Here is a 25,207-nt window from a genome sequence, read left to right on the forward strand (position 1 = left end):
TCGATATATTTGGACAAACGGCTAGTCCGCCGAGGCTGCAAACGTGTCTGGGGAGGGGGTCATCGCTACCGGTGACGTCACCGGTAGCGATGACCCCAAAAAGGAGGTAAATCAATGGCGCGCTGGATATACGTGATTGGTGGTTTGCTAGTAACGGTAACCTTTTCTTTTTTTCTATTCTATTCTGTAAGGGCTTTCAATTTAACCCCAGACCGTCCTTCTGCTTCTTATAAAGCTCCGGATTATCGCTTCGTTCTTGTTACGGAAGAGGTTGATAATGATTATTGGCGACTTGTCGAAAAAGGAGCACGCGCTGCAGCTGAGAAGCATCATGTGTCATTACAGTATACGGGCCCCAAACAAGCTAACCTTGATGAACATATGAAAATGATTGAAATGGCGGCTGCATCAAAAGTGGATGGCATCATCGCGCAAGGATTGAATCAAGAGGTGTCACCTACGATTATTAATCGCGTATCAGAAAAAGGGATTCCTTTTCTAACTATAGATACGGATGCTCCTGAAAGTAAGCGCGTGGCGTACGTTGGAACGGATAATTATTATGCTGGGTTTCTAGCAGGACAAGCGTTACTAAAAGATACAGAAGATGAGGTAAAGGTTGGCATCATTACGGGCCGTTATGATTCAGCAAATCAAAAGCTTCGGGTCGAGGGATTTAAAGATGCGATTAAAGGGAGCGATCGCGTGAACGTCGTTGCTATTGCTGAATCTCAAATTACACGAATCCAAGCAGCTGAAAAAACGTATGAGATGATAAAAGATTACCCTGACGTTAATGCCTTTTACGGAACGAGTGCCCTTGATGCGATCGGCATTGTTCAAGTTCTTGAAAGCATTGGCATGACGGATCGCGTTTATGTGATTGGGTTTGATATTCTCCCGGAAACCCTTCAACTTCTTAAAGAGGGAAAGCTTGAAGCGACTGTTGAACAAAAACCATATGAGATGGGATATGACGCCGTAGAATTGATGATTCAAGTGCTTGAAGGTGATAAGGTTTCTACCTATCACCACACGATGACAGATGTAGTGCGGCAGAAAGACTTGATAGAAACAGAAACAATGACGCCGGGAGGGATGAAACAACAATGAAAATTCAAGCGAGATTTATTCTCTTTTTTACATTGCTTGTTATTTTGATGAACGGTGTCGCGTTTTACTTGTTTCATAGCAGTCAGCGTACGATTGATGATTATCACACGAGTTTTGAGCGGTTTATCGTCTTAAATGAAATCTCGCAACAAACCAACACCGTCTATGAAGCGATGAATACGTATTTAACGGCACGAACGCAAACAGAATTAACCGCTTATGCGACTGAACGAAAAATTCTTTCACAAGAAAAGGAAGAGCTCCTCGATACAGTGAAAAATGAAGGAAACGATCAAATCGTTACAAATTATGAAAACATGATCGAAAGCTTTTTACTTGAATGCGACATTACCGTACAGGCTTTTCAGAGGCAGGAAATTAATCAATATTCAGGTCACTTAAACGAAGCGGCGCAAATCTCTGCCTTTATTCAGGAAACCACCTTAACGCTTATTAATTCTGAATTAACGGATTACCGCACTTTTTACAATGAAATGGATCAAAAAAGTTCCTACCTTCAGTGGATGGGGATTTCGTTATTCGTTTCCATGATTATCTTTAGCTTCTTAATGGCCTTCTGGTTTTCAAGTGCCATTACAAAACCGATTCATGAACTTGCGGCTGCAGCTAAAAAACTAGCAAAGGGAGATTTTACGGCAAATAAAGTTGTCGTAAAATCGAGAAGTGAACTGCAGTTATTGGCAGAAACCTTTTACCGCATGCAGGAAAATATACAAGGATTAATTATTGAAATGAAGCAAAAATCAGAGCTCGATCAGCTTTTAAAGGAAATGGAGTTAAAAAGTCTTCAAAGTCAGATGAATCCTCACTTTCTTTTTAATACCCTTAATACGATTTCAAGACGTGCTTATATTGAAGGGGCTGAACAAACGAGTGAGCTTATTGAATCGGTAGCCGCTCTTCTACGTTACAATCTTGGAAATCTAGCAAAAGACGTGACATTAAAAGACGAATTAACGATTGTGAGAGAATATTTTTTTATTCAGAAGTCGCGGTTTGGTGAACGAGTGAAATTTGATGTGATCGCAGACGAGAACGTTCTAGACTGCAAGATCCCTGTGCTAACGCTTCAGCCAATTGTTGAAAATGCTTTTATACACGGTGTGGAAACGTATGAAGAGGGTGGCGAAATTATGATTCGCATTTATGCGGAACAAAACGATGTCATTATCGAGGTGGCGGATAACGGAGTAGGAATGGAAACGACAAGGCTGTCACAATTATTTTCCAATGATGAACATTCGCTTATTGAAAATAGACAGGGTCATTCTACGGGTCTTGGCATGCAAAATGTGAAGAAACGAATTGAATTGTTCTCACAGCAGGCCGGTTCAATGACCGTTCATTCTTCTAAAGAAGTTGGAACAACGGTTCGACTGAATTTACCTTATAGAAAACAAAAAGGAGATGAACAATTTGCTTAAAATCATGATTGTCGATGACGAGCAGCTGGAGCGGGATGCAATCGAAATGATGATAACAAGAGAATATGGCGATAAGGTAAAACTAGTAAAAGCGAAAAATGGGAGAGAAGCAATTTCGTTTGTAGGCGAATTTCAACCGAATATTGTTTTTATGGACATTAAAATGCCTGGGATTGATGGGATAGAGGCAGTTAGAACGATTAAGCGCAACCATCCTAACATTCGATTTATTATGCTTTCTGCTTTTGACACATTTAACTATGCAAGAGACGTGATGCAGCAAGGGGTGAAAGAATATTTGTTAAAGCCAGGACGTAAGAGTGAAATTCTAGCTGCCCTTTCACGTGTCTCTACAGAACTTGAAATAGAGCGTGAAGAAGCTGCCAAAAAAGACCATGTTCAAGCACAGCTTGCAAAAGCCGTTCACTTACTTGAAGGTGAGTGGATGAATGCGATCTTAATGAATCAAGTAACAGAGTTCAGTCCTGCTGAATGGAGCGAACTGCTTGGCTTTCAAACGACAGCAGGTTATGCCCTTGTTTTTAAGTTTCCAAACAAACAGGATCGCTTCAATGAAATGGTTCAGTGGATTAAAAAGAAAGTGAAAAGCGCCTTTCCTGGTGAAGCTTTAATCGGAGTAAGAGATGAATTCTATTTACCCTGCTTCCTTTTTAGTGACAGCCTTCAGGAGAAAGACAAGCGGCTAAAAGCGAAATTACAGCCTATGTTACGAAACCTTCTTCATGGATTCTATCAGCATTTTGGCGTAGCGGTTTGTATTGGGGTAGGGAGGCCATATAAGGAAGCCGAGCAATTTGTCGCATCTTATCGAGAAGCCCTTCATACTGTTCGTGATCTAGATGTTGAACAAGATGTCACTTATGCCTTTTATCATGAAGGGAAAAGTGCTAACGTACCTAGACAAGATCGCACACAGGAGCAGGAGTCGATTGTTATCAATGCGATCAACAATGGTGACTTCACAAGAGCGATGAAAGAACTTGATGTGTATGTTGAAATGATTTCAGTTGAACCAGCTTCCACTTATGTTCAAAAACTGAATGAACTCTTTCTTGTCGCTGAACGTATTCTTCAAAACAATGGAATCTTCTTATCTTCTTATGCATACATCCGTGCGGAAAATGAGTATGAAGCTACCAATCTAGCGCGAGAAAAGCTCAGGAAGTTAAGTGTGCATGTCCAGGAATGGCGTGCGCTCCATGGTGGGGATCGTCTTGAACAGGTCAAGCAATACATTCGAGCTCATTTTCATAAACAGCTCACCCTTGAAGAAGCAGCGGAGCACGTTGAGCTTAGCCCTTATTACGTCAGTAAATTATTTAAAGATAAGAGCGGCATGACATTCATTGATTACGTTACAGAAGTTCGGATTGGCGAAGCAAAACGAGAGATGCTGGATGCCTCCAAAAGTTTAAAAGAGATTTGTTTCAACGTCGGATATAAAGATCCGAATTATTTCAGTCGAGTATTTAAACGAAAAGCCGGTTTGTCGCCTTCACAATATCGTGACAAGTTATTGGTATGAAAATAGGATAGAGAGGAAATTGGCTGCGTGATTGCTAGTAAGCATTGACGGTTTCTTGTCATTACCCATTTACCTATTTCCTTCTCCACCATTCTAAAGTTATACTGTCTTGAGACGCAATTATGGGACGCAACATCCCTTAAACAGAGAGGAATTATCATCATGCTTGATTATAAGCTTTACAAAAACAAGGTCAGTGGCAGTGAAACGATCGTCTTGCTACATGGTCTCGGAGGAAACTACGGGATCTTCTGTCACCAAATAGGCACATACAAAAAGAAGTATCATGTGTTAGCGATAAACTTACCAGGTCATGGCCAATCACCAAGTACGTCTAGCTATGGGAAACCTTTTACTAGTGAACTAATTGCTAATGAAATTCTCGCTCTTCTCGATCAACTGAAGATTACGAAAGCCCATTTAGTGGGCATTTCACTAGGTTCAGTTGCGGTACATCACTTGCTACAACAGGCACCTGAACGTGTTCAAAGTGCTGTGCTTGGTGGAGCGATTACGCGATTCAATCCCTTAGCTTCCTTTTTGCTGATGGCTGGAAATGCAGTGAAATCTTTTATTCCATATATGTGGTTATATAAATTGTTTGCTTATGTCATGATGCCAAAATCGAATCACGCGCGTTCACGAAAGCTCTTTATTAGAGAAGCCCTGAAAATGAATCGAAGCGATTTTCTTGCATGGTATAAACTGGCTCCTCACGTAAAAGAAACTTACATGGATGTCCAAGAAAATAGTGGAAACATCCCGAAACTATACATTTCAGGTGAACAGGATCACCTTTTCCTGAAGCCTTTGCTAGAGGATACAAAAAGTGATGAACAGGCAAACCATTTCATTCTAGAGCAATGCGGTCATGTTTGTAATGTTGAAAAACCTCGAGAATTTAATGTTGCTTCCATGGCGTTTTTCAAGAGAAATCGTGCACGGACAAGCATTTCTCCTGCTTTATAAATATAAAAAATGATTTAATGCGAAGATGATTCTTCAATAAAAAACGCCCAGCCAATATGTGGCTGGGCGTTTAGCTATTCATTGAAATAATGGAATCCTATTCTTGTTTATCTACGCACATCCCCATCTTTCAATATACCGTCCTTAACATACCGCTGAATCGAATGGAGTTCTTTCATCACTCGCGCCTTCTCTCGCTCATCTTTCCACCAGTTGTTTCGCTGTCCTGATTCGCGATCGTCACTACAAAAGCTATAAGAGATCCAATCTGGCATATACGTTGTAAGGGTGAGGTGGCATCTTTTCATATGATAGGGAGAGCTGACGATCAGGAGTCGATGAATCTGATTAAGACCGATGGAGCGTTGTAGCACCATAAGCGAGGCGAGTACATTCTCTGTTGTATTTGCAGCTTCGAGCTCCAGAAGGATATCTTCAGATGGTACACCAAGTTCGACTAACCGATCTCTCATCCATATGGCTTCAGGTTCTTCATTTTCTCCCCATCTTGCTGCGGAACCAGATACGAGAATTTTAGGGGCTCGCTTATCGTGATAGAGGTCTGCTGCTTTAATGACGCGGTGAATTGTTTTGGCACCAAACACGAGAATACATTCCCCGGTTTGCTGATCATCTATGGTGTCATGAAACATTAACGTTGTAATTTCTTCTCTTGAGAGAGTGTCCGGATTTAATTCGGATAACTTCACTTCATTTTCACCTCAATCGAACAGAAATATCTGCTTACCTTATCATTCTCTCTTTGCATGAGAAGACCCTTCTTTCATTTGTCTTGTACTAGCTTATGAAACAACCACAAAAAAGTGAAGGTAACCACAAAATTATGAAGGCGCTTACATAATTTTGTGAGAATTTATTTTGATAGAGTAAGAGTAACAAAAGATATGGGGGGATCGATCGTATGAAGGGAAGGCTTAAATCATTTACCGGTTGGTTTTTAATTCTAGTGTTAGCTCTGGTACCACTCTCTGCTTGTTCGAGTTCTGGGGAAACAAACGGCAATAGCGAGTCAAATAATGAAGAAACACTTGATATTTTCAGCTGGTGGACAGGTGCTGGGGAAGAAGATGGATTGAATGCGCTTATTGATTTATTTAAAGAAGAATATCCTGATATTGAAGTCGAAAACGCTGCCGTTGCTGGCGGAGCAGGAACGAATGCAAAGGCAGTACTTGCAAGTCGCATGCAGGGTGATGATCCTCCTGCAACGTTTCAAGTTCATGGTGGTTCTGAGCTAAATGACGGTTGGGTTGCAGCGGGAAAAATGGAAACGCTTAACGATCTTTACGAGTCGGAAGGTTGGGAAGATAAATTTCCAGAAGATTTAATTGATCTTGTTAGTAAAGACGGCGATATTTACTCCGTTCCAGTGAATATTCATCGTGGAAACGTTCTCTGGTATAACACGAGCGTTTTTGAAGAGAATGGCGTTGAGCCGCCGACTACATTCGATGAGTTTTTTACTGCAGCGGACCAGCTACAGGAAGCAGGCGTTACGCCACTTGCACTTGGTGACAAAGAGCCCTGGACAGCGACACACCTATTTGAAACAGCGTTATTAGGGACGCTTGGGGCTGATGATTACAAAAAGCTTTTCACAGGCGAACTGGCGTTTAGCGACCCGAAAGTAAAGGAAGCGGCTGAGAATTATAAAAAGATGCTAAGCTACGTAAACGAAGACCATAGCTCTCGTAACTGGCAAGATGCTTCTCAGCTCGTCGCAGATGGAGAAGCCGCGATGAACGTCATGGGAGATTGGGCGAAGGGTTACTTTGTGAATGATCTTAATTTGAAGGTGAAAGAGGACTTTGGTTGGGTGGCAACGCCAGGTACTGAAGGGATGTTTATGGTAATTACGGATACGTTTGGTTTGCCAAAGGGTGTAGCAAATCCTGAAGACGTTAAGAAATTCTTATCTGTTCTTGGCTCTGTTGAAGGGCAGGATGCATTTAATCCTTTAAAAGGTTCCATTCCAGCTCGTGTAGATGCTGATCTATCAAACTATGATGAATATGGAAAAGAAACGATTGAAGATTTCAAGAGTGCAAGTCTCGCACCGAGTCTTGCGCACGGATCAGCTGCACCTGAAGGTTTTGTTACGAAAGTAAACCAGGCGATTAATATTTTTGTAACGCAGCAAGATGTTGATCAATTAATTGGTTCCCTTGAAAATGCTTCGGGTGATCTTAAGTAAATTGAGCAGGGAGAAGAATGGCTCTTCTCCCTTTTTGAATGGTAAGGGGGATGATGATGAAGACAGAAACTGCGATGAGATCGGTCACTGTATCAACGCGAAAAAAACGGTCGCTTACAAAAGATCACATGCTTGCGATTGGCTTTCTTATTCCATCGATTCTTTTAGTTGGTGTTTTCGTTTATGGCTTTATCGGATGGACCGGCTACGTATCATTAAGCAATTGGAATTCGCTTGTCCCAGATTTTTCTTTTGTCGGATTGAAAAATTATCTTTATCTGTTTAGTGATTTTCGCTTTCAAGCTGACTTGCGAAATACCCTCTTTTTTACAATTATATTTATTTTAGCGGTGATCGTGGTGGGTCAGTTTCTGGCTGTTCTTTTAGACCAAAAGATCCAGCAAGAGTCGCTGTTTCGAAACATTTTTTTCTTTCCAATGGCGCTTTCTTTTGTCGTCACAGGGGTGGTATGGCAATGGCTATTGAATCCTTCCACAGGGGTGAATTTGTTCCTTGCAAAGCTCGGTCTTGATTCAAAGTGGTATACGGATACAACGATTTTCCCTGCGATTGGATGGGGGAAAATCGAATTTGGTATCCCGATTGCAATGATTGCGGTTGTCATCGCGGCCGTCTGGCAAATGACCGGTTTTTCAGTAGCTATGTATCTTGCCGGTTTAAGAGGTGTTCCGGAAGAAGTAAGGGAAGCGGCTCGGATGGATGGTGCAAATGAATTTCAGGTGTATTGGAAAATTATTATGCCAATCCTTCGTCCAATTACTGTTAGCGTGATTATTATTATGGCGCACATTTCTCTTAAAATTTTCGATTTAATTTATGCGATGACGGGGCCGGGTGCAAACTTTGTCACAGACGTACCTGGTGTGTATATGTATGAAACGACGTTCAGAGGAAATTATTACGCGAACGGCGCAGCGATTGCTGTCGTCATGCTTTTAGCGGTTGCGATCTTTATCGTTCCTTACCTCTGGTCGAGTCGGAAGGGGGAAGCCTAGTGGCTATACGATCGTTCACACGTCCCATTCTCTACTTTCTACTTATTGTCCTTTCTTGCTTTTACCTTATGCCAGTTTACGTGATGATTATTACGAGTTTGAAGCCACTTGAAGAAGTGACATTAAGTCAAATGTGGCAGCTGCCAACATCTTTAGATTTTAGTAGCTATTCCGAAGCATTTACGAAGCTCGCACCGAATTTATTAAATAGTTTTTATCTTGTCATACCGGCTACGCTTCTTTCAGCTCTTTTAGGTTCACTGAACGGATATGTTCTTTCTAAATGGAAATTCAAAGGCGCCAATACGCTGTTTACTGTCATTTTATTTGGGATGTTCATCCCTTATCAAAGTATCCTTATCCCTTTAATTCAGTTTCTGAGAGAAATTGGATTGTATAATTCGATCGCAGGACTTGTGTTTGTTCACGTTGTTTATGGCATTCCGATTACAACACTCATGTTTCGAAACTTCTATGCAAGCATTCCTGATTCAATGATTGAATCCGCGAAAATCGATGGTGCGGGATTTCTAGGAGTCTACCGTTTTATTATGATTCCCCTATCGATTACAGGCTTTGTGGTTGTAGCGATCTGGCAGTTTACGAACATATGGAATGAATTCTTATTTGCCGTAACGATCACGACATCGGATCAGCAGCCTGTTATGGTGGCGCTACAGAATCTATCGGGAAGTCAAATTGTGCAATGGAACGTCCAAATGGCCGGAGCGCTTTTAGCCGCACTTCCTACTCTTCTCGTTTATATTTTTCTCGGAAAGTTTTTTGTGAAAGGATTACTTGCAGGGTCAGTAAAAGGATAGCGACTGAAAGAGCAGCTTATGCTGTTCTTTTTTGTTTGCTAAAAAAGAAGTTTTTTCTACAAATAGAGGAATTTCGCCTTTTTATCTAAAAATTTGTTAGAATAGTTAGAAAAATGGTAAAATTGATATGTGAACGTACTTAAATGGAGGGGGAGTGCCGATGTTTCATTCTTATCATGTAGATGGTTACTTTGACGAAATGCTTCAGAAAGGCAAGGAGCCGAGAGGACATTGCAAACCGTTCCATGAAAAATTAAACGAAGTAGCGCCTGAAGAATTGCAATCGCGCTATGAGTTAGCGCAGAGTGATTTTCTCAGGCAGGGCATAACATTTACAGTTTATAGTGATAACGAAGGAACGGAACGAACGATGCCGTTTGATTTTGTTCCAAAAATTATTCCTCCAGATGAATGGCAGGAGCTTGAGCGTGGACTCATGCAGCGCTTCGATGCTTTGAATGCATTTTTAGATGATGTCTATCACGAACAACACATCCTAAAAGACGGCATTATTCCACGTGATCTCGTCGTGAATTGTCAGCATTTCTTTCAGCAGGTAGCAGGGATCGATCTTCCAAGAAGGCAGCACATTTTTATGGCGGGCATTGATTTAATTCGAGACGATAACGGTGAGTATCGCGTTTTAGAAGATAACCTACGGAACCCCTCGGGCCTCTCCTATGTTTTTCAAAATCGTTATGTCATGAGAAAAGTGTATCCTGAATTTTTTAATCAATATTCTGTTCAGTCTCTTGAACAGCAGTTTTCCTATCTTCATTCCGCTATGGCTTCACTTGCTCCAGAAGGCAGTTCTTCACCAACAATTGTCCTCTTAACACCGGGCGTTCATAATTCAGCTTACTATGATCATTCATTTATCGCTCAGCGAACGGGCATTGAACTTGTTGAGGGAAGAGATCTTGTTGTAAGGGAACGACAAGTCTATATGAAAACCGCTCGAGGGTTGAAAAAAGTAGATGTTATTTATCGACGGATCGATGATGAGTTTCTGGATCCACTTGAATTTCGTGAAGATTCCTTACTTGGCGTGCCAGGCTTGATCGACGTCTACCGTGCAGGAAATGTATCGATTTTAAATGGAATTGGCAACGGGGTTGCTGATGATAAAGCGATCTATCATTTTGTCCCTGACATGATTCGTTATTACTTAAAGGAAGAACCACTAGTCAAAAATGTTGATACATATCTTTTACGATATGACGATCAGCTAGAATATGTCCTTGATCATTTGTCAGAGCTAGTCGTAAAACATACGAACGCTTCAGGTGGCTACAATATGCTAATTGGCCCTCATGCTTCTAAGGAAGAGATTGAAGCCTATCGACAACAAATTCTTAAAAACCCATCTGAATTTATCGCTCAGCCAACAATCAAGCTATCTCGCTTGCCGGCTTTTAAAGAAGACCGCTTTGCCGCTTGTCACGTTGATCTTCGCGTTTTTATTTTTGGAGGAGAAAAGACGCACGTTTTCCCTGGAGGGTTAACACGTGTCGCGCTAAAAGAAGGTTCCCTTGTCGTCAATTCGTCACAAGGTGGGGGCGCAAAAGATACATGGGTGCTTGAAGAAAATCCAATACATATTTAGAAGAGGAGGGAGCACTTTCAATGCTAAGCAGAGTAGCTGATTCAGTGTATTGGTTAGCCAGGAATGTGGAGAGAGCAGAAAATAATTCACGATTAATAGCGGTAAAGTTAACGAGCCGTCTTGAAAATGCTAATCCGATTGATGAAACGAATCAAAACTGGTACGAGCTCATTGAAATTAGCGGTTTTCAAGAGGTGTTTGATGAAGAATATCAACATCCAATTGATCGTAATGTGATGGAGTTTTTATTGTTCTCATTAAAAAATCCAAATTCTATTCTAAATACCATTACGATCGCAAGAGAAAATGCTAGAGCCGTTCGAGAAATTATTCCGAATGAATTATGGGAGAGCATCAATTCGTTTTATTTAAAATTAAAGAAGCAGAGTCATACCCCCTGGACAATGGAAGAAATTAGTGACATTTGTGAGTTTGTAAAAAAGGATTCTCTTCTCTTTCAAGGAATTGTTGAAGCAACAATGCCACGAGGGGATGCTTACCTTTTCATGGAAATGGGTAAACACCTGGAAAGGGCTGAAAAAGCCGCTCGCATCCTAGATGTGTATTATCATAAAAATTTAGAGTGCTATCAGAATAAAGAAATTGTGGAGTATCATCATTGGTGGTCTGTTCTTCAGTCAGTCAGTGGCCACGAAGCTTATATTAAAACGTATCGTCCGTTAATTAAAAGTCGGAATGTGGCTGAGTTCTTCATTCTAAATGCTGAGTTTCCTAGGTCAATGATGTACTGTATCCAAAAAGTACGAAACGCCTTCGTAGCGCTCGAAGATGGACATGTTGAACATTATTCAGAGTCACTTGCACAGGAGCTCGAACATCTTTCCAATGACCTTTACGATTTTTCGATTGAAGAAATTCTCAATCAAGGTGCCCATGCGTTTCTTCAAAGTTTTCAACACCGCTGTATGACGATTGGCATGCACATTACGAAAACCTATTATCTGGGGGAAGTTGTGATACCATGAAATACGAAGTTACCCAAACGAACACTTATGAATATGAGTTGCCAGTAAGGCAGAGCATCAATCAGTTCAGATTGCGTCCGCTCCATGATGTGCAACAAACGCTTCATGATTATCGCGTTCGCATTCAACCTGATAGCAAAACTTACGGCCATACGGATTATTGGGGCAACTATGTCGAGACGTTCTATCTTTGGGGTGAGCATCAGGATCTTGAGATTGAAACCGTTTCAACGGTTGAAGTTCATCCGCTAGGCTTAGATGTTACGTTACCATTGACGGATCAGCAGCGAACGGAACTTCATTCAGAATCGTTTAAACAGGCTTATACGGAATATATGATTGAGACGGATTATACGACGATTTCAAAGCATGTAATGGAAGAAGAAACGCGAGAACTCTGGGCAAATGCGCAAGATGAGCTTGATTTTGCAGTGAAGTTAAATGAACATATTTACAACACAATGGAGTATGTTTCTGGAGCAACGAACGTAGAGACAACAGCTGAGAAAATCTTAACTCATCGTACGGGCGTTTGTCAGGATTACACTCATTTAATGCTTGCTCTTTGTCGGCATCGAGGGATTCCGGCACGGTACGTGAGCGGGTACATTTACATCGGAGAAAACTCCGCTTATCGCGGCGATGCAGCAACGCATGCGTGGATTGAGGTGAAAGTTCCGGGATTAGCATGGATTGGATTCGATCCAACGAATAATGCGATTGCTAGAGAGCAGCATATTCGCATAGCAGTAGGACGAGACTATCGTGATATTTCTCCGTTAAAAGGGGTTTATATCGGCGGTGCTCAAACGCTTAACGTAAGTGTCGGAGTGAAAAATTTAGAAGAGCGGGTCAGCGGGTAAGGAGCTGACCGTTTTTTTATGATAACTTTGGGTAATGACTCTCATTTGCTAGCGATGAAAGAGTCGATCAAGTAAGGATTTAATAGAAGCTATTCTGTTAAGTAATTACCTTACGCTAAACATAAAGAAATGAGGCGTGAATGGATGATTATTTCACCTCCACTTGCTCAATCAATTGTAGAGGAAACAGAAGGAATCATTAGTCGTAACATTAATTTTATGGACGGAGAAGGAAAGATTATTGCCAGTACGGACCCAAATCGTATCGGGCACTTTCATGAAGGAGCCTACAATGTTTTGCAACAGCAAAGAAGTTTAGTGATCGAAGAGGATAATGAGTTAGAAGGGACGAGAAAAGGAATAAATTTACCCGTTTTCTTGCATGATCAGATTATTGGTGTGATCGGCATTACTGGAGAACCTGAAGAAATCAAGCAGATGGGTGAGGTTATTCAAAAAATGACTGAGATTCTTGTTAAGGAAGCCTATCTGGATGAGCAGCTTGAGCTAGAAGATCGAGCAAAAGAAGCGTTTATTGATGAATGGATTGATGGTAAGTGGGACAACGATAAATTATTTGCCTCAAGAGGCTGGATTCTTGGCATTAATGTTCACATCCCAAGAGTGGCAGTTATTCTAGATATGATTGGTATGAATGATTTAATTTATGAAAAGCTATCAAGCTATCAAGCTGATGTTAAAGGAGAACTTGAGATTCAACGTTTTCGTCGTGCTATTCTTCAAGAAATTCAATCGAGGTTCCCACCTAATAGTCAGCATGTGATTATCCCAACAGGAAGTACTCGATATACACTGTTACTTTCTGTTAATGATCAGGTTCCTGAATCGAATCGTAAACGTAAGATTCAATTTCGTTTGGAAAAAATCCAACAGGCGATTGAATCAACTTATCCTTTTACAATGGCAGCCGGTATTGGAAGGATGTATAACACGCCGAGAGAAATTTCAAAATCTGTACAAGAATCAGAGAAAGCCTTGCTTCATTCCCGAAAGCAAAGTAATTTATTTTTCTATGATCAGCTAGGTATTGAATCTTTCTTGTATGATCTTTCGCCAGAAGTGAGATTAGATTTTGTTGAGCGTATTCTTCCCTTAGAAAGAGTCGAGAAAAAAGATCAATTGATTCAAACACTTGAAACATTTTACAAAGCAAACGGCTCCATCCAAAAAGCATCTAGTGAATTATTTATTCATAAGAACACTCTCCAATACCGCTTAAAGAAAATAAGTGAATGGACTGGATATGACCCACGAAACTATGAGGATTCTGTTCTTCTACAAGTGGCTCTTGCTTTTTATAAATCAAACCCAACGTAAAAGGCACCTTCTCGAAGGTGTCTTTTGTTATGCATACTAAAACACAAGATAAATTAGCTTTTATTTTGGTTTTTCGTAACATAGAATGCTTTCGAAACCTTTAATACACTAATAGTAGAATAACAATCGGGAGGCAGGACATATGGAAACGACAGTGAAGAAAAGCATAGTGAATAAATTAGGACAGCTCTACGGGGAGCAACGAGCGCTTTCTGTGACCTCAGAAGTAATGGATTTAATTGAAACATATAAGCAGAAGCAAATCGAGCCTGAGAAAAAATGGGTTGATGAAAAAGATATTATGATGATCACATATGGTGATTCTATTAAAGAAGAAGGAGAGGCCCCTCTTAAAACGCTTCGAAAATTTTTATCGGATCATCTTACAAATGAAATTAATGCGGTGCATATTCTTCCTTTTTATCCTTACTCGAGTGATGATGGCTTTTCGGTAATGGATTATAGAACGATAAATGAAGAGCTTGGTAGCTGGGATGACATTCGAGCACTTTCTCATCAATCAGACTTAATGTTTGACGCGGTTATTAACCATATTTCAAGTAAAAGCAAATGGTTTAAAGAGTATTTGAAAGGTAACGAGGCGTATCAGGATTACTTCGTTGAAGCCGATCCTGAGGCTGACTATAGCAAAGTGACGCGCCCGCGAGCGCTTCCTCTATTAACAACAGTTGAAACGAGTAATGGAGAAAAGCACATTTGGACGACGTTTAGTGAAGATCAAATTGACTTAAATTATGAGAGTGATCGTGTGCTTCTTGAAATACTTGATATTCTTCTCACCTATGTTGAGAAAGGAGCCCGTTTTTTAAGATTAGATGCGATAGGTTTTATGTGGAAGAAGCTCGGCACGACATCGATCCACCTGGAAGAAACGCATTTGCTAGTCCAGGTTATGAGAGAAGTGCTTGAGGAAGCGGCACCAGGCACCATCGTTATAACAGAAACCAACGTTCCTCATAAAGATAACATCAGTTATTTTGGAAACGGTTCAAATGAAGCACATCTTGTTTATCAATTCCCTTTACCTCCATTAACGCTTCATTCGTTTCAAACAGGAGAGGCATCGGAGTTGACGCAATGGGCAAAATCACTTGAACCGACTACAGACTCAACGACGTATTTTAACTTTCTTGCTTCTCATGATGGAATAGGAGTTCGACCAGTTGAAGGTATTCTAACAACGTCTGAAGTACAGAGAATGGCGGATAAAGTACAAGCAAATGGCGGATACGTATCTTATAAAGATAATGGGGACGGTACTAAGAGCCCATATGAATTAAACATCAATTATTTGGATGCGATTTCAACTAACGGTGAATCGAATGAGAAGAAATCAAATCGTTTTATTGCAGCTCAATCTGTACTGCTTTCATTGATGGGTGTTCCTGGTATTTACGTTCATAGTTTACTAGGATCTCAAAACGATCAGGATGGCGTCAAAGAAACAGGACGTTATCGTTCGATTAATCGCGAGAAGTTAACAAGATCAAGTCTGGAAAAAGAGCTTCAAACAGAAGGAAGTATGCGGTATCTAGTGTTCAATGACCTTAAGACACTAATCCGTATTCGCAAATCAAATAAAGCTTTTCACCCAAATGCTTCTCAACAAGTTTTAGAATTGGATCGTCGCGTATTCTCTGTTGTTCGAACGAATGAACAAACAGGAGACAGAGTGGTAGCGATTACAAATGTTTCAGATGACACCGTTACGCTTAAACGAGAAATACTGGATTCTTATTTTGATGGTACTGCTTTCGATCTCATTTCCGAATGTGAAATTTCTTCAGATATAACGTTATCTCCTTATGAAGTGCTTTGGTTGCGCTCATCGGAGGTGAGTTCATGAGAATCGTGATAGCTCCTGATTCTTTTAAAGGGTCCATGAGCAGTCTTACCGCGGCTCAAGCTATTAATTGTGGGATAAAGGAAGTCTTTCCTGATGCAGAAACAATTCTTGTTCCGATGGCTGATGGAGGAGAAGGCACAGTTGAAGCATTAGCGAACATTCTTAATGGACAAGAGGTCACGGTTGATGGCATTAGCGATCCGCTCGGTCGCCCAATCATGGCGACATATAGTTGGGTAGAATCGACATCTACTGCGATTATTGAAACAGCCTCTGCATCTGGTCTTCCGCTGCTTGAAGAAAGTGAACTAGATCCAGATCAAGCATCTACTTATGGAACAGGAGAGTTAATCAAACACGCTCTCGATAAGAAAGCTCGAAAAATCATACTCGGTTTGGGAGGTAGTGCAACTGTAGACGCAGGAACGGGTTGTTTTGAAGCATTAGGCGTGCAATTTCGCGATCAGAAAGGTCAGAGAATAAAGGCGAATGGAGCTACACTGGCTCATATTTCTACTATTGATCTGACATCATTAGATTTTCGTCTGAAAGATGTGGAAATTGTGGTAGCGTCTGACGTAACAAATCCTTTACTTGGAGAGGAAGGCGCTATTTCTGTGTTCGGACCACAAAAAGGTGTTAGTGATATAACTAGATTTGAAGCTGGAATGAATAATTATGCAAATAGAGTGAATGAAAAAATCGGCATGAATTTGGAGAACAGCGAGGGGAGCGGAGCAGCTGGCGGGTTTGGTTTTAGCTTACTAGCTTTCTTAGATCCCATTTTTATGAGCGGATTCTCTTTAATAGCTGAACATAGCTGTCTTAAAGAACAAATGAAGTCGAGTCACTTGGTGATTACAGGGGAAGGAAAGTTAGATTCCCAAACGTTATATGGGAAAGTACCTTCAGGTATTTCTGAGCTAGCTAAATCTGTTAATGTTCCTGCAATCGCTTTCGCTGGGACTTCAACGATTATAGAAGATAAAGAGAAAGGCATCATGACCGTTCTACCTATTATTGATGAACCAATGGAATTGAAGGAAGCAATAAGACGAGGACCTGATTTATTATATCGTGCTAGCAAGCGCTTTATGACGCTATACCAATGGATTAGTGAAGAAAAGGGGGAATAGAAGATGAGTCAATTTACAATGCTTGATTACATTGTGCTTGTAGTTTATATTCTGGGGATTGCATGGTTTGGAGCGCGTTTCGGTAAAAAGCAAAACACGACAAAAGACTACTTTCTTGGAGGAAGAAGCATCCCATGGTGGGCAATTGGACTTTCAGTTATGGCGACACAAGCGAGTGCGATTACTTTTATAGGCGCTCCTGGTTGGGGGTATGAAGGCGGACTAGAGCGCATCAATACGTTTATTAACGTACCTCTTGCAATGGCTTTTCTTATCGCAACAATTGTCCCATTTTTCTATAGAGCAGAAGTTTATACAGCTTATGAGTATTTGGAGAGACGTTTTGGAGCGGGCACACGAACATTGTCTGCAGCCCTTTTTCTAGTAGCTCGAGGACTTGCGACTGGGGTTGTTCTATATGCACCTGCATTAGTATTATCTGTCGTAACAGGATGGGACATTAAGCTAACGATTATTTTAATGGCTGTAATCGCGGTATCCTATACGGTGCTTGGTGGAATCAGTGCGGTTATCTGGACTGACGTCATTCAAATGTTTGTCTTATGGTTAGGAGCTGCAATTAGTATCGTTGTTATTTTAGTGAAAGTTCCGGGAGGAATGAGTAGTATTCTTGGCAGCGCTTCAGATGCAGGTATGCTTGAATCACTCAATTTCTCGTTTGATCTTTCTGTTGAATATAGTGTTTGGGCAGGTGTGATTGGTGGTTTCTTCCTTCATGCTGCTTACTTTGGAACAGATCAAAGTCAAATTCAGCGTGTTTTAACAAGTAAGTCAATACGTGAAAGTAAGCTTTCACTCGTTCTAAGCGGGGTTCTTTTAATTCCGCAAATGCTACTTTTCCTATTTATCGGTATACTTTTGTTTGCATTCTATCAAACGTTTGGTGATCCGAATATTGATAACTTGAATGAGCTATTTCCACTATTCGTTGTAAATCAGTTACCGGCAGGAATTTCGGGTCTGATCATTGCGGGGGTTTTCGCAGCTGCTATGTCGAGCTTAGACTCAGCTCTTAATTCATTGTCAGCTGTGTCGATTCGTGATTTCTATGGTCAATTTGTGAAAAAGAATGCATCGGATGAACACTATCTAAAGGCTTCTCGTTGGGCGACAATTTTTTGGGGAATTTACGCAACAATTTTCGCTTTCTTTGCCGCTAATCTTGGTCCGGTTATTGAAGCTGTAAATAAGATCGGCTCTTATTTCTATGGTGCACTTTTGGGAGTGTTTATCCTTGCTATATTTACAAAACGTACAAATGGAGTAGGTGCCGTGACTGGTATTATAGCCGGAATGTTGTCCGTTTGGGGCGTTACACAGTTTGCTGAAGTATCGTGGTTATACAATAATTTCGTCGGAGCGATTGTTTCGGTAGGAGTGGGATATGTTGTTAGTTTTATTGGTGCAAAACCTAAAGCCGAGAAGCTAGCGGGGCTAACGCTGTTCAACCTAGATGATGACATACAAGAAGTATTAAAAGCTCGTTCCGAAGCTGCAACGTCTCTAAGTGATGAAGAAATTGAAGAAGAACGCCGCACATCAAGATGGCCGCTATATTTAATTGGGTATTTCGTTGTCGTTATGATTGTCCTTTATCTAATAGGGTTGATCTAGAGAGGGGGTATCGAAAAGATGGCTTATTATATTGAACCTACAATTGACCGGCAGAAAGCTTTGAAAGCGATGAAGCAATATACTTCGAGTTTTCTGCTGCGCATCGTTGAAAACAAAAAAGAGGTTGAATCGAGTGAACTAGTTTATCTCCCTTTCTGGATGTATGCGTATTACCTGGAAACAACCTCATTAAAAGAGGGAATTAACGGAAAAATAGCGATTGAATCGATCTCTGAGCAAGCTGCTATTCTACCAGTGGATTATCCTCTTAAAGAAGGAAAAGTTCCTGGGGAAATCTTTGCTCATTGTTCTCCAAATCCAGAAAAGGCAAAACATGCGCTATACTGGGAAGCTTTTGGAAAAGAGAAAAAGAGAAAACAGATCCATATTTCTTTAGACGAACCTTCTAAACTCTATTTGCCCTATTGGGTAGGCTATATTAAAGGAAACAGAAGAGAGGTTTATATGGTTGATGCGGTAACTGGGAAAGTTGATTTACCAATGAAGGACTCTTTTCTGCATCACTTGAAAAATCAATTGAAGCACAGCTCGTTTTGAGCTGTGTTTTTTTATTTCGGCATCCGTCAATGGATTGATTCATCAAATATCCAACTGGCCGACAAATTCTCAACGAGCAATGAGTAAATGATTAATAGATTCATAATTTTTTAGGAAATATTGTCTAAATCATATGAAAGTAGGGAAAGAAATAATAAGTGATTTAGAAAATAATAAAAAGGGTGATGTCATTTGTCGGATTCCATCTACGTAACGATTAACGGAGAGAGTGTAGCCGTATCAAGTGAAAAAAGCGTGCTTGAAGCACTTAATGAAAATAGCCTGGATTTGCCTAGCGTATGCTACCATCCGAGTCTAGGGGCAATTGAAACATGTGATACTTGTATGGTGGAAGTGAACGGTGAAATTGTTAGAGGCTGTTCAACGGCTATTTCAAATGGCGATAGTATCAATACAACAGCTACACACGTTAAAGAAGCGCAGAATATTGCTATGGATCGTATTCTTCATAATCATGAACTCTATTGCACCGTTTGTGATTACAATAACGGGACATGTGAAGTACATAATACAGTGAAACAAATGAAAATGAATCACCAGGCGATCCCGTTTGAACAAAAACCGGACCCAGTTGATAACTCGAATTCTTTCTATCGTTATGATCCCGATCAATGTATTCTTTGCGGACGCTGCGTTGAAGCCTGTCAGGATGTTCAGGTGACAGAAACGTTAACGATTGACTGGGAAAGAGAACGCCCGCGTGTCATTTGGGACAATGATGTTCCCATTAACGAATCTTCTTGCGTTTCTTGTGGCCATTGTTCAACCGTATGCCCGTGTAATGCGATGATGGAAAAAGGAATGGAAGGAGAAGCGGGATTATTAACGAGCATTCAACAGGATACGCTTCGTCCGATGATTGAGCTAACAAAAAATGTTGAAACTGGCTATAATTCGATTCTTGCTATCTCTGATATGGAATCCGCGATGCGGGAAAATGAGATCAAGAAAACAAAAACCGTTTGTACCTATTGTGGTGTCGGCTGTAGCTTTGATGTTTGGACGAAAGGGCGAGATATTTTAAAAGTTGAGCCACAAGTAGAAGCCCCTGCTAATGGAATCTCCACGTGTATCAAAGGGAAATTTGGCTGGGACTATGTGAACAGTGAAGAACGTTTAACAAAGCCATTGATTCGTGAAGGGGATTCATTTAGAGAAGCGGAATGGGAAGAAGCACTGAAATTGATTAGTCAAAAGTTTTCTGATGTGAAGGAAAATCATGGGGCTAATGCTCTTTCATTTATAAGTTCATCTAAGTGTACGAATGAAGAATCCTACTTAATGCAGAAGTTTGGAAGAAGTGTGATCGGTACGAACAACATCGATAACTGCTCGCGCTATTGCCAAACTCCGGCAACAGTTGGGTTATTCCGTACTGTTGGACACGGTGGTGATGCTGGTTCGATTAAAGATATCGAAATGTCTGAGCTTGTTATTGTTATCGGATCTAATACATCGGAATCTCATCCAGTCCTTTCAACGCGCGTGAAGCGTGCGAACAAATTGTACGGTCAGAAGCTCATTGTTTCCGACCTTAGAAAACATGAAATGGCCGAGCGATCTGATCTTTTCATTCGCCCTTCTTCAGGCTCTGATCTTGTCTGGCTTTCTGCAGTAACAAAGTACATTATTGATCAAGGCTGGGCAGATGAAGCTTTCTTAAAAGATCGCGTTAACGGTCTTGATGACTACATTGCTAGTCTCGAGAAATACACAATGAGCTATGCATCTGAAGTAACCGGAATCGATGAGGCGGAATTAATTCAAATCGCGGAAATGATTCACGAAGCCAAGACAGCGGTTGCGCTTTGGGCCATGGGTGTAACACAGCATGGCGGTGGCTCTGATACGAGTACGGCGATCTCAAACCTCCTTCTTGTCACTGGTAACTATGGAAAACCTGGTACAGGTGCTTATCCACTACGCGGACATAATAACGTGCAGGGTGCAAGTGATTTTGGAAGCATGCCGGATAAAATGCCTGGTTATGAAAATGTGACAGATGAAAAAGTTCGTGATAAATATGAAAAAGCATGGGGGACGCCACTTCCGGAAGAAATCGGCTTAAATAATCATGAAATGGTTGAACACATTCATGAAGGGAAACTTAAAGCAATGTACTTAAAAGGAGAAGACATGGGAATCGTGGATTCAAACATCAATCATGTTCACGCTGCTTTTGAGAAGCTTGATTTCTTCGTTGTCCAGGACCTGTTCCTTACAAAAACGGCTCAATTTGCAGATGTTGTGTTACCGGCAAGTCCTAGTCTTGAGAAGGAAGGAACCTTCACGAACACGGAACGTCGCTTCCAACGTCTTTATCAGGCGCTAGAGCCACTTGGAGATTCGAAGCCGGATTGGCAAATTATTATGGAGATTGCTAATGAAATGGGAGCAGGCTGGGATTATGACAGCCCGAGTGACATTATGGCTGAAGCTGTTCAACTTGCAGATATGTTTGCAGGCGTTTCTTATGAGCGACTCGAAGGTTATAAGAGTCAGCAGTGGCCAGTTGCAGCAGATGGCACAGATTCGCCCCTTCTCTTTACAGAAGATTTTCCGTTTCCAGACGGAAAAGCGAGACTATTCCCGGTTGAGTGGACGAAGCCAATTGAATACGATGAGCAGTACGATCTTCATGTGAATAACGGTCGTCTGTTGGAACATTTCCATGAAGGAAATATGACGTACCAAAACGAAGGCATTAAAGCGAAAACACCGAGTACGTTCGTTGAAGTTTCTCCTGAATTGGCAGAAGAAAGAGGGCTAACTGACGGAACGTTGGTGAGATTGTCTTCGCCGTATGGCGCCGTGAAAATTAAGTGTCTTGTGACGGATCGCGTGCAGGGGAAAGAAGTTTATATTCCATTGAATGATCAGGATGATGCGGCAATTAATTTATTAACGAGTAGTTATGCCGATAAAGATACGGATACTCCTGTATATAAAGAAGTAAAAGCAAAAATGGAAATTTTAAAAGACAAAGGCACTTCGCCCCTTCCTAAGGTGAATCATCGCTTTGGAAATCCACAGCCTCAAAAAGGTGTCATGGTTGAGCGAAAATGGGCAAGGAAAGATTATCTCTTCCCTGGAGAAATGGTGAAAAAGGAGGGCATTAATTATGGCAAAAGCCATTAAGCAAATCAAGCGTATCCAAGTTTCAGAAGAAGAGAAGCGAGCGAATGATCTTAAGGAAATTGAAGATGCGTTGATTGAAAATAAAGATGCCCTTCTTGAAACATTAAATGTGGTAGGTGGAATGAAGGAACGTGGTATACTCACTCTCTTAAATGGTATGTTTGGTGAAGGAGATCGCGTTTTAAAAGTTATCGTTGATTTATTAAATGTTCCTGAGAATACAACTGCATTAAAAAACCTTATGCTTCTCTTTGGGGCAGCTGGTAAAATTAACGTGCAGGATCTGGAACCCTTATTATTAAAAGTGAATGCGGGGATTGAGAATGTTGCAGAGCATTCAGAGGGAATGGAGAAAACAGGGTACTTTGATCTACTTCGTGCCCTAAAGGACCCTGAAATTAACCGATCTCTTACCATTCTGATGACCTTTTTAAAAGGGATGGGGAAAGATACGGAGAACGAAGAGAAGGTCAATGATAAGTCACGCACATCAGAAATGAGACAAGATATTTAGCCTATTGCTTCAAAAGCCCCGCTATCATTGGCGGGGCTTTTGACCGTGTTTTTTCTTTTGTGTGAAAATCAGAAAAAGCATGAGGGTAAGCAGGATACCGAGCAAGTCTGGCACAAAAACATCAATTAAATGACCCGTTCTTCCTTCAACGAGACTTTGATGATATTCATCAAACAGCGCATAAAGAAAGGCTATGATTGAGCCAAGGAAAATCGGTGCTTTTTTATTCTGTTCTTTTAATGCCATGATACATAAAAATGCGAGCAGACCGAACGAGGCAACATGAGCACCTTTTCTAAGAAAAAACTCGACGTATTCATAAGGCGCTGACGGTGTAACAAGCGCCCCATCATAAGTGAATGCAATTGGAGGCAAGTCCTCCTCTTGAATCGAGACCATTCCCTTGAAAAAGGGTTTCATATCTTGCTTTTGATAAGGGGTATGGGACGATATGAAAAGAATAACCATCATGGCAATAGCCAAAAAAGAAAACTTCCTCTTTGTTATGAATTTCATCTATTTTCCACTTTCTTTCTTAAGCAATTTAATCCCTATCATACCGAAAATCATGCATAATAGGGAGTGGTTTATAGAAAAAATGTTAACTTTTTGTGTTGATCAAGTGAATGTGGCCTGAAATGATCCATGCGCACTTATACTAAAAAGGAAATCATAATGAAAAGGAGATTTGTGATGAAAATCGCTGTAATTGGTGCTGGCTATGTCGGTTTAGTCACAGGCGTTAGTCTTGCTGAAATAGGACATTGTGTAACGTGCATTGATAAGGACCATAAGAAAGTATCGATGATGGAAGATGGTCATTCACCAATCTACGAACCTTACTTAGAAGATATGATGAGAAGAAATTTGCGAAAGGGTCGGCTCCAATTCACTACTTCTCATCAGGAGGGTTTTGACGGAGTGGAAGTGATCTACATTGCTGTAGGAACTCCCCAGCTTCCTGATGGAACAGCGGATTTACAATACATTGAGCAGGCTGCTTGCGATATTGCAACTTCATTCCAAAATGATATTATTGTCGTCACAAAAAGTACGGTTCCTGTTGGAACAAATGCCCGAATAAAAGGATTAATTGAGACAATGTCAATAAATGAAATAAAAGTCGACATTGTCTCAAATCCCGAATTTCTTAGAGAAGGATCAGCTGTTTCCGATACGTTTCATGGGGATCGCATTGTCATAGGAGCAGATAATCAGGAAGCAGCTAGTGTGTTAGAACGAATCAACGAACCATTTGAACTTCCGATTTATCACACCGATCTCAATAGTGCGGAAATGATTAAGTATGCGTCCAATGCGTTTCTTGCTACAAAGATTAGCTTTATTAATGAAATCTCTGCAATATGTGAAAAGGTGGGGGCAAACGTTGAAGATGTGGCGCTTGGCATGGGAAAAGATCGTCGAATTGGTGAGCAGTTTCTTAAAGCGGGAATTGGCTATGGTGGCTCCTGTTTTCCAAAAGATACGAACGCGCTCGTGCAATTAGCTGGCAACAATCAGCATAACTTTAAATTGCTTAAGTCAGTGATTGAAGTGAACCATACTCAGCAAAAGAAATTAATTGAAAAAACCCTTGAGGCAGTGGGAGAACTACAAGGGAAAAGAGTAGCCCTACTAGGGCTCGCTTTTAAACCTAACACTGACGACATGCGGGAAGCAGCGTCTATTCCGATTGCGCATGCTTTAAAGAAGCACGGCGCTGAAATCATTGCTTATGATCCAATTGCCATGGCGAATGCAAAAAAACATTTACCAGAAGATGTCCTCTATAAAGCTTCGTTAATCGAAGCGTTAGAAGAAGCAGACGTGGCGCTGATTTTAACGGAATGGAATGAAATCAAGACACTTGACTTAAGTAACTATGTGAAGTGGATGACTTCTCCTATTATTGTTGATGGTCGAAATTGTTATTCGTTAGGTGAAGTAGAGAAATATCCCATCCACTATGTGTCAATCGGCCGTCCTACAAAGAATCAACGAAACATGTCTTTTTCTATTAATTAATGAGGTTAACAGCTTATGCTGCTTATCTCATTATTTTTTTGTATGTTAACTGTTAAATGTCTCGAGTTCAGAATATTAATACTTGAAAAAATCATTTACTTTGGTAAAATATGTTTGTTGGTATGCTTAGAAGGATAACAACTAGCATTTTTAAAATGCGATTGAATGGAGTGATAAGATGGTAGAGAAAACGTGTGACAAATGTCAAAAGCCTTCGTATAGTAGTAATTATCAAGGAGAATGGATTTGTCCTTATTGCGGAAAAGATCTTACGAAAATCCTTGCAAATAATGAGGATTATCTTTATAGTGCAGAAACACTAAAGAAATAATTTTTGTTTTAAAATGGTAGTTAACTAAACAGAGGCGAATCACTGGTCCTTAATATGACTAGAT

At 40.7% G+C, this 25,207-nt stretch carries 21 protein-coding genes; 19 read left to right on the top strand and 2 right to left on the bottom strand.

Annotated elements, in window-relative coordinates; translation table 11 throughout:
- The first annotated feature begins 114 nt into the window (after positions 1-114).
- The 4 genes from PQ578_RS02650 (at position 115) to PQ578_RS02665 (ending at position 5,073) form a co-directional block, all read left to right on the top strand.
- Positions 115-1,113, top strand: a complete 999-nt coding sequence (locus tag PQ578_RS02650; RefSeq protein ID WP_273832082.1) for a sugar-binding protein — start codon at positions 115-117, stop codon at positions 1,111-1,113.
- A complete protein-coding gene (locus tag PQ578_RS02655; protein ID WP_273832083.1) occupies positions 1,110-2,558 on the top strand; it encodes a sensor histidine kinase in 1,449 nt (482 codons plus the stop codon). The genes PQ578_RS02650 and PQ578_RS02655 overlap by 4 nt, the downstream gene beginning before the upstream one ends.
- Positions 2,551-4,104 carry a response regulator gene (locus tag PQ578_RS02660; RefSeq protein ID WP_273832084.1) on the top strand — a complete coding sequence of 518 codons (1,554 nt, stop codon included), beginning with the start codon at positions 2,551-2,553 and terminating at the stop codon, positions 4,102-4,104. Before PQ578_RS02655 ends, PQ578_RS02660 begins: the two co-directional genes overlap by 8 nt.
- A gap of 162 nt (positions 4,105-4,266) precedes the next feature.
- The gene (locus tag PQ578_RS02665) at positions 4,267-5,073 is read left to right on the top strand and encodes an alpha/beta fold hydrolase (protein ID WP_273832085.1); all 807 of its coding nucleotides are present in this window, start codon (positions 4,267-4,269) and stop codon (positions 5,071-5,073) included.
- A 107-nt stretch (positions 5,074-5,180) separates the two neighbouring features.
- On the opposite strand, the gene PQ578_RS02670 is transcribed toward PQ578_RS02665, so the two are convergent.
- Positions 5,181-5,783: a YdcF family protein gene (locus tag PQ578_RS02670; RefSeq protein ID WP_273832086.1), complete on the bottom strand. Its 603-nt coding sequence runs from the start codon at positions 5,781-5,783 to the stop codon at positions 5,181-5,183.
- Between the two features lie 212 nt (positions 5,784-5,995).
- Between PQ578_RS02670 and PQ578_RS02675 the strand changes: the two genes are divergently transcribed.
- The 13 genes from PQ578_RS02675 (at position 5,996) to PQ578_RS02735 (ending at position 22,787) form a co-directional block, all read left to right on the top strand.
- Positions 5,996-7,288: an ABC transporter substrate-binding protein gene (locus tag PQ578_RS02675; protein WP_273832087.1), complete on the top strand. Its 1,293-nt coding sequence runs from the start codon at positions 5,996-5,998 to the stop codon at positions 7,286-7,288.
- 74 nt (positions 7,289-7,362) lie between these two features.
- Positions 7,363-8,304, top strand: coding sequence for a carbohydrate ABC transporter permease (locus PQ578_RS02680; protein ID WP_420541527.1), 942 nt, complete (start codon positions 7,363-7,365; stop codon positions 8,302-8,304).
- Positions 8,305-8,372: 68 nt separating this feature from the next.
- The gene (locus PQ578_RS02685; protein WP_373560787.1) at positions 8,373-9,125 is read left to right on the top strand and encodes a carbohydrate ABC transporter permease; all 753 of its coding nucleotides are present in this window, start codon (positions 8,373-8,375) and stop codon (positions 9,123-9,125) included.
- Between the two features lie 160 nt (positions 9,126-9,285).
- On the top strand, positions 9,286-10,731 hold the full coding sequence (locus PQ578_RS02690) for a circularly permuted type 2 ATP-grasp protein (protein WP_273832090.1): 1,446 nt from the start codon (positions 9,286-9,288) through the stop codon (positions 10,729-10,731).
- Positions 10,732-10,751: 20 nt separating this feature from the next.
- Positions 10,752-11,717 carry an alpha-E domain-containing protein gene (locus PQ578_RS02695; protein WP_273832091.1) on the top strand — a complete coding sequence of 322 codons (966 nt, stop codon included), beginning with the start codon at positions 10,752-10,754 and terminating at the stop codon, positions 11,715-11,717.
- Positions 11,714-12,580 (top strand): transglutaminase family protein, encoded by an 867-nt coding sequence (locus tag PQ578_RS02700; RefSeq protein ID WP_273832092.1) that lies wholly within the window; start codon positions 11,714-11,716, stop codon positions 12,578-12,580. The genes PQ578_RS02695 and PQ578_RS02700 overlap by 4 nt, the downstream gene beginning before the upstream one ends.
- A gap of 144 nt (positions 12,581-12,724) precedes the next feature.
- Positions 12,725-13,918, top strand: a complete 1,194-nt coding sequence (locus PQ578_RS02705; protein ID WP_273832093.1) for a CdaR family transcriptional regulator — start codon at positions 12,725-12,727, stop codon at positions 13,916-13,918.
- Between the two features lie 142 nt (positions 13,919-14,060).
- On the top strand, positions 14,061-15,785 hold the full coding sequence (locus PQ578_RS02710; protein WP_273832094.1) for a sugar phosphorylase: 1,725 nt from the start codon (positions 14,061-14,063) through the stop codon (positions 15,783-15,785).
- Positions 15,782-16,921 carry a glycerate kinase gene (locus PQ578_RS02715; protein WP_273832095.1) on the top strand — a complete coding sequence of 380 codons (1,140 nt, stop codon included), beginning with the start codon at positions 15,782-15,784 and terminating at the stop codon, positions 16,919-16,921. The genes PQ578_RS02710 and PQ578_RS02715 overlap by 4 nt, the downstream gene beginning before the upstream one ends.
- A gap of 3 nt (positions 16,922-16,924) precedes the next feature.
- A complete protein-coding gene (locus PQ578_RS02720; protein WP_273832096.1) occupies positions 16,925-18,556 on the top strand; it encodes a sodium:solute symporter family protein in 1,632 nt (543 codons plus the stop codon).
- Between the two features lie 18 nt (positions 18,557-18,574).
- The gene (locus PQ578_RS02725) at positions 18,575-19,114 is read left to right on the top strand and encodes a hypothetical protein (RefSeq protein ID WP_273832097.1); all 540 of its coding nucleotides are present in this window, start codon (positions 18,575-18,577) and stop codon (positions 19,112-19,114) included.
- A gap of 192 nt (positions 19,115-19,306) precedes the next feature.
- Positions 19,307-22,273, top strand: coding sequence for a formate dehydrogenase subunit alpha (gene fdhF, locus PQ578_RS02730; RefSeq protein ID WP_273832098.1), 2,967 nt, complete (start codon positions 19,307-19,309; stop codon positions 22,271-22,273).
- On the top strand, positions 22,257-22,787 hold the full coding sequence (locus PQ578_RS02735) for a helical membrane plugin domain-containing protein (RefSeq protein WP_098445098.1): 531 nt from the start codon (positions 22,257-22,259) through the stop codon (positions 22,785-22,787). Before fdhF ends, PQ578_RS02735 begins: the two co-directional genes overlap by 17 nt.
- Before the next feature lie 24 nt (positions 22,788-22,811).
- On the opposite strand, the gene PQ578_RS02740 is transcribed toward PQ578_RS02735, so the two are convergent.
- Positions 22,812-23,270, bottom strand: coding sequence for a VanZ family protein (locus PQ578_RS02740; protein WP_273832100.1), 459 nt, complete (start codon positions 23,268-23,270; stop codon positions 22,812-22,814).
- Positions 23,271-23,480: 210 nt separating this feature from the next.
- Between PQ578_RS02740 and PQ578_RS02745 the strand changes: the two genes are divergently transcribed.
- Complete coding sequence (locus tag PQ578_RS02745; protein WP_273832101.1) at positions 23,481-24,812, top strand: UDP-glucose dehydrogenase family protein; 1,332 nt, start codon at positions 23,481-23,483, stop codon at positions 24,810-24,812.
- Positions 24,813-24,990: 178 nt separating this feature from the next.
- Positions 24,991-25,143, top strand: coding sequence for a hypothetical protein (locus tag PQ578_RS02750; protein ID WP_273832102.1), 153 nt, complete (start codon positions 24,991-24,993; stop codon positions 25,141-25,143).
- The last annotated feature ends 64 nt before the right edge of the window (positions 25,144-25,207 follow it).

Origin of the sequence: Guptibacillus sedimenti (assembly GCF_028610665.1) — a bacterium.
Lineage (GTDB): Bacteria > Bacillota > Bacilli > Bacillales > Guptibacillaceae > Guptibacillus > Guptibacillus sedimenti.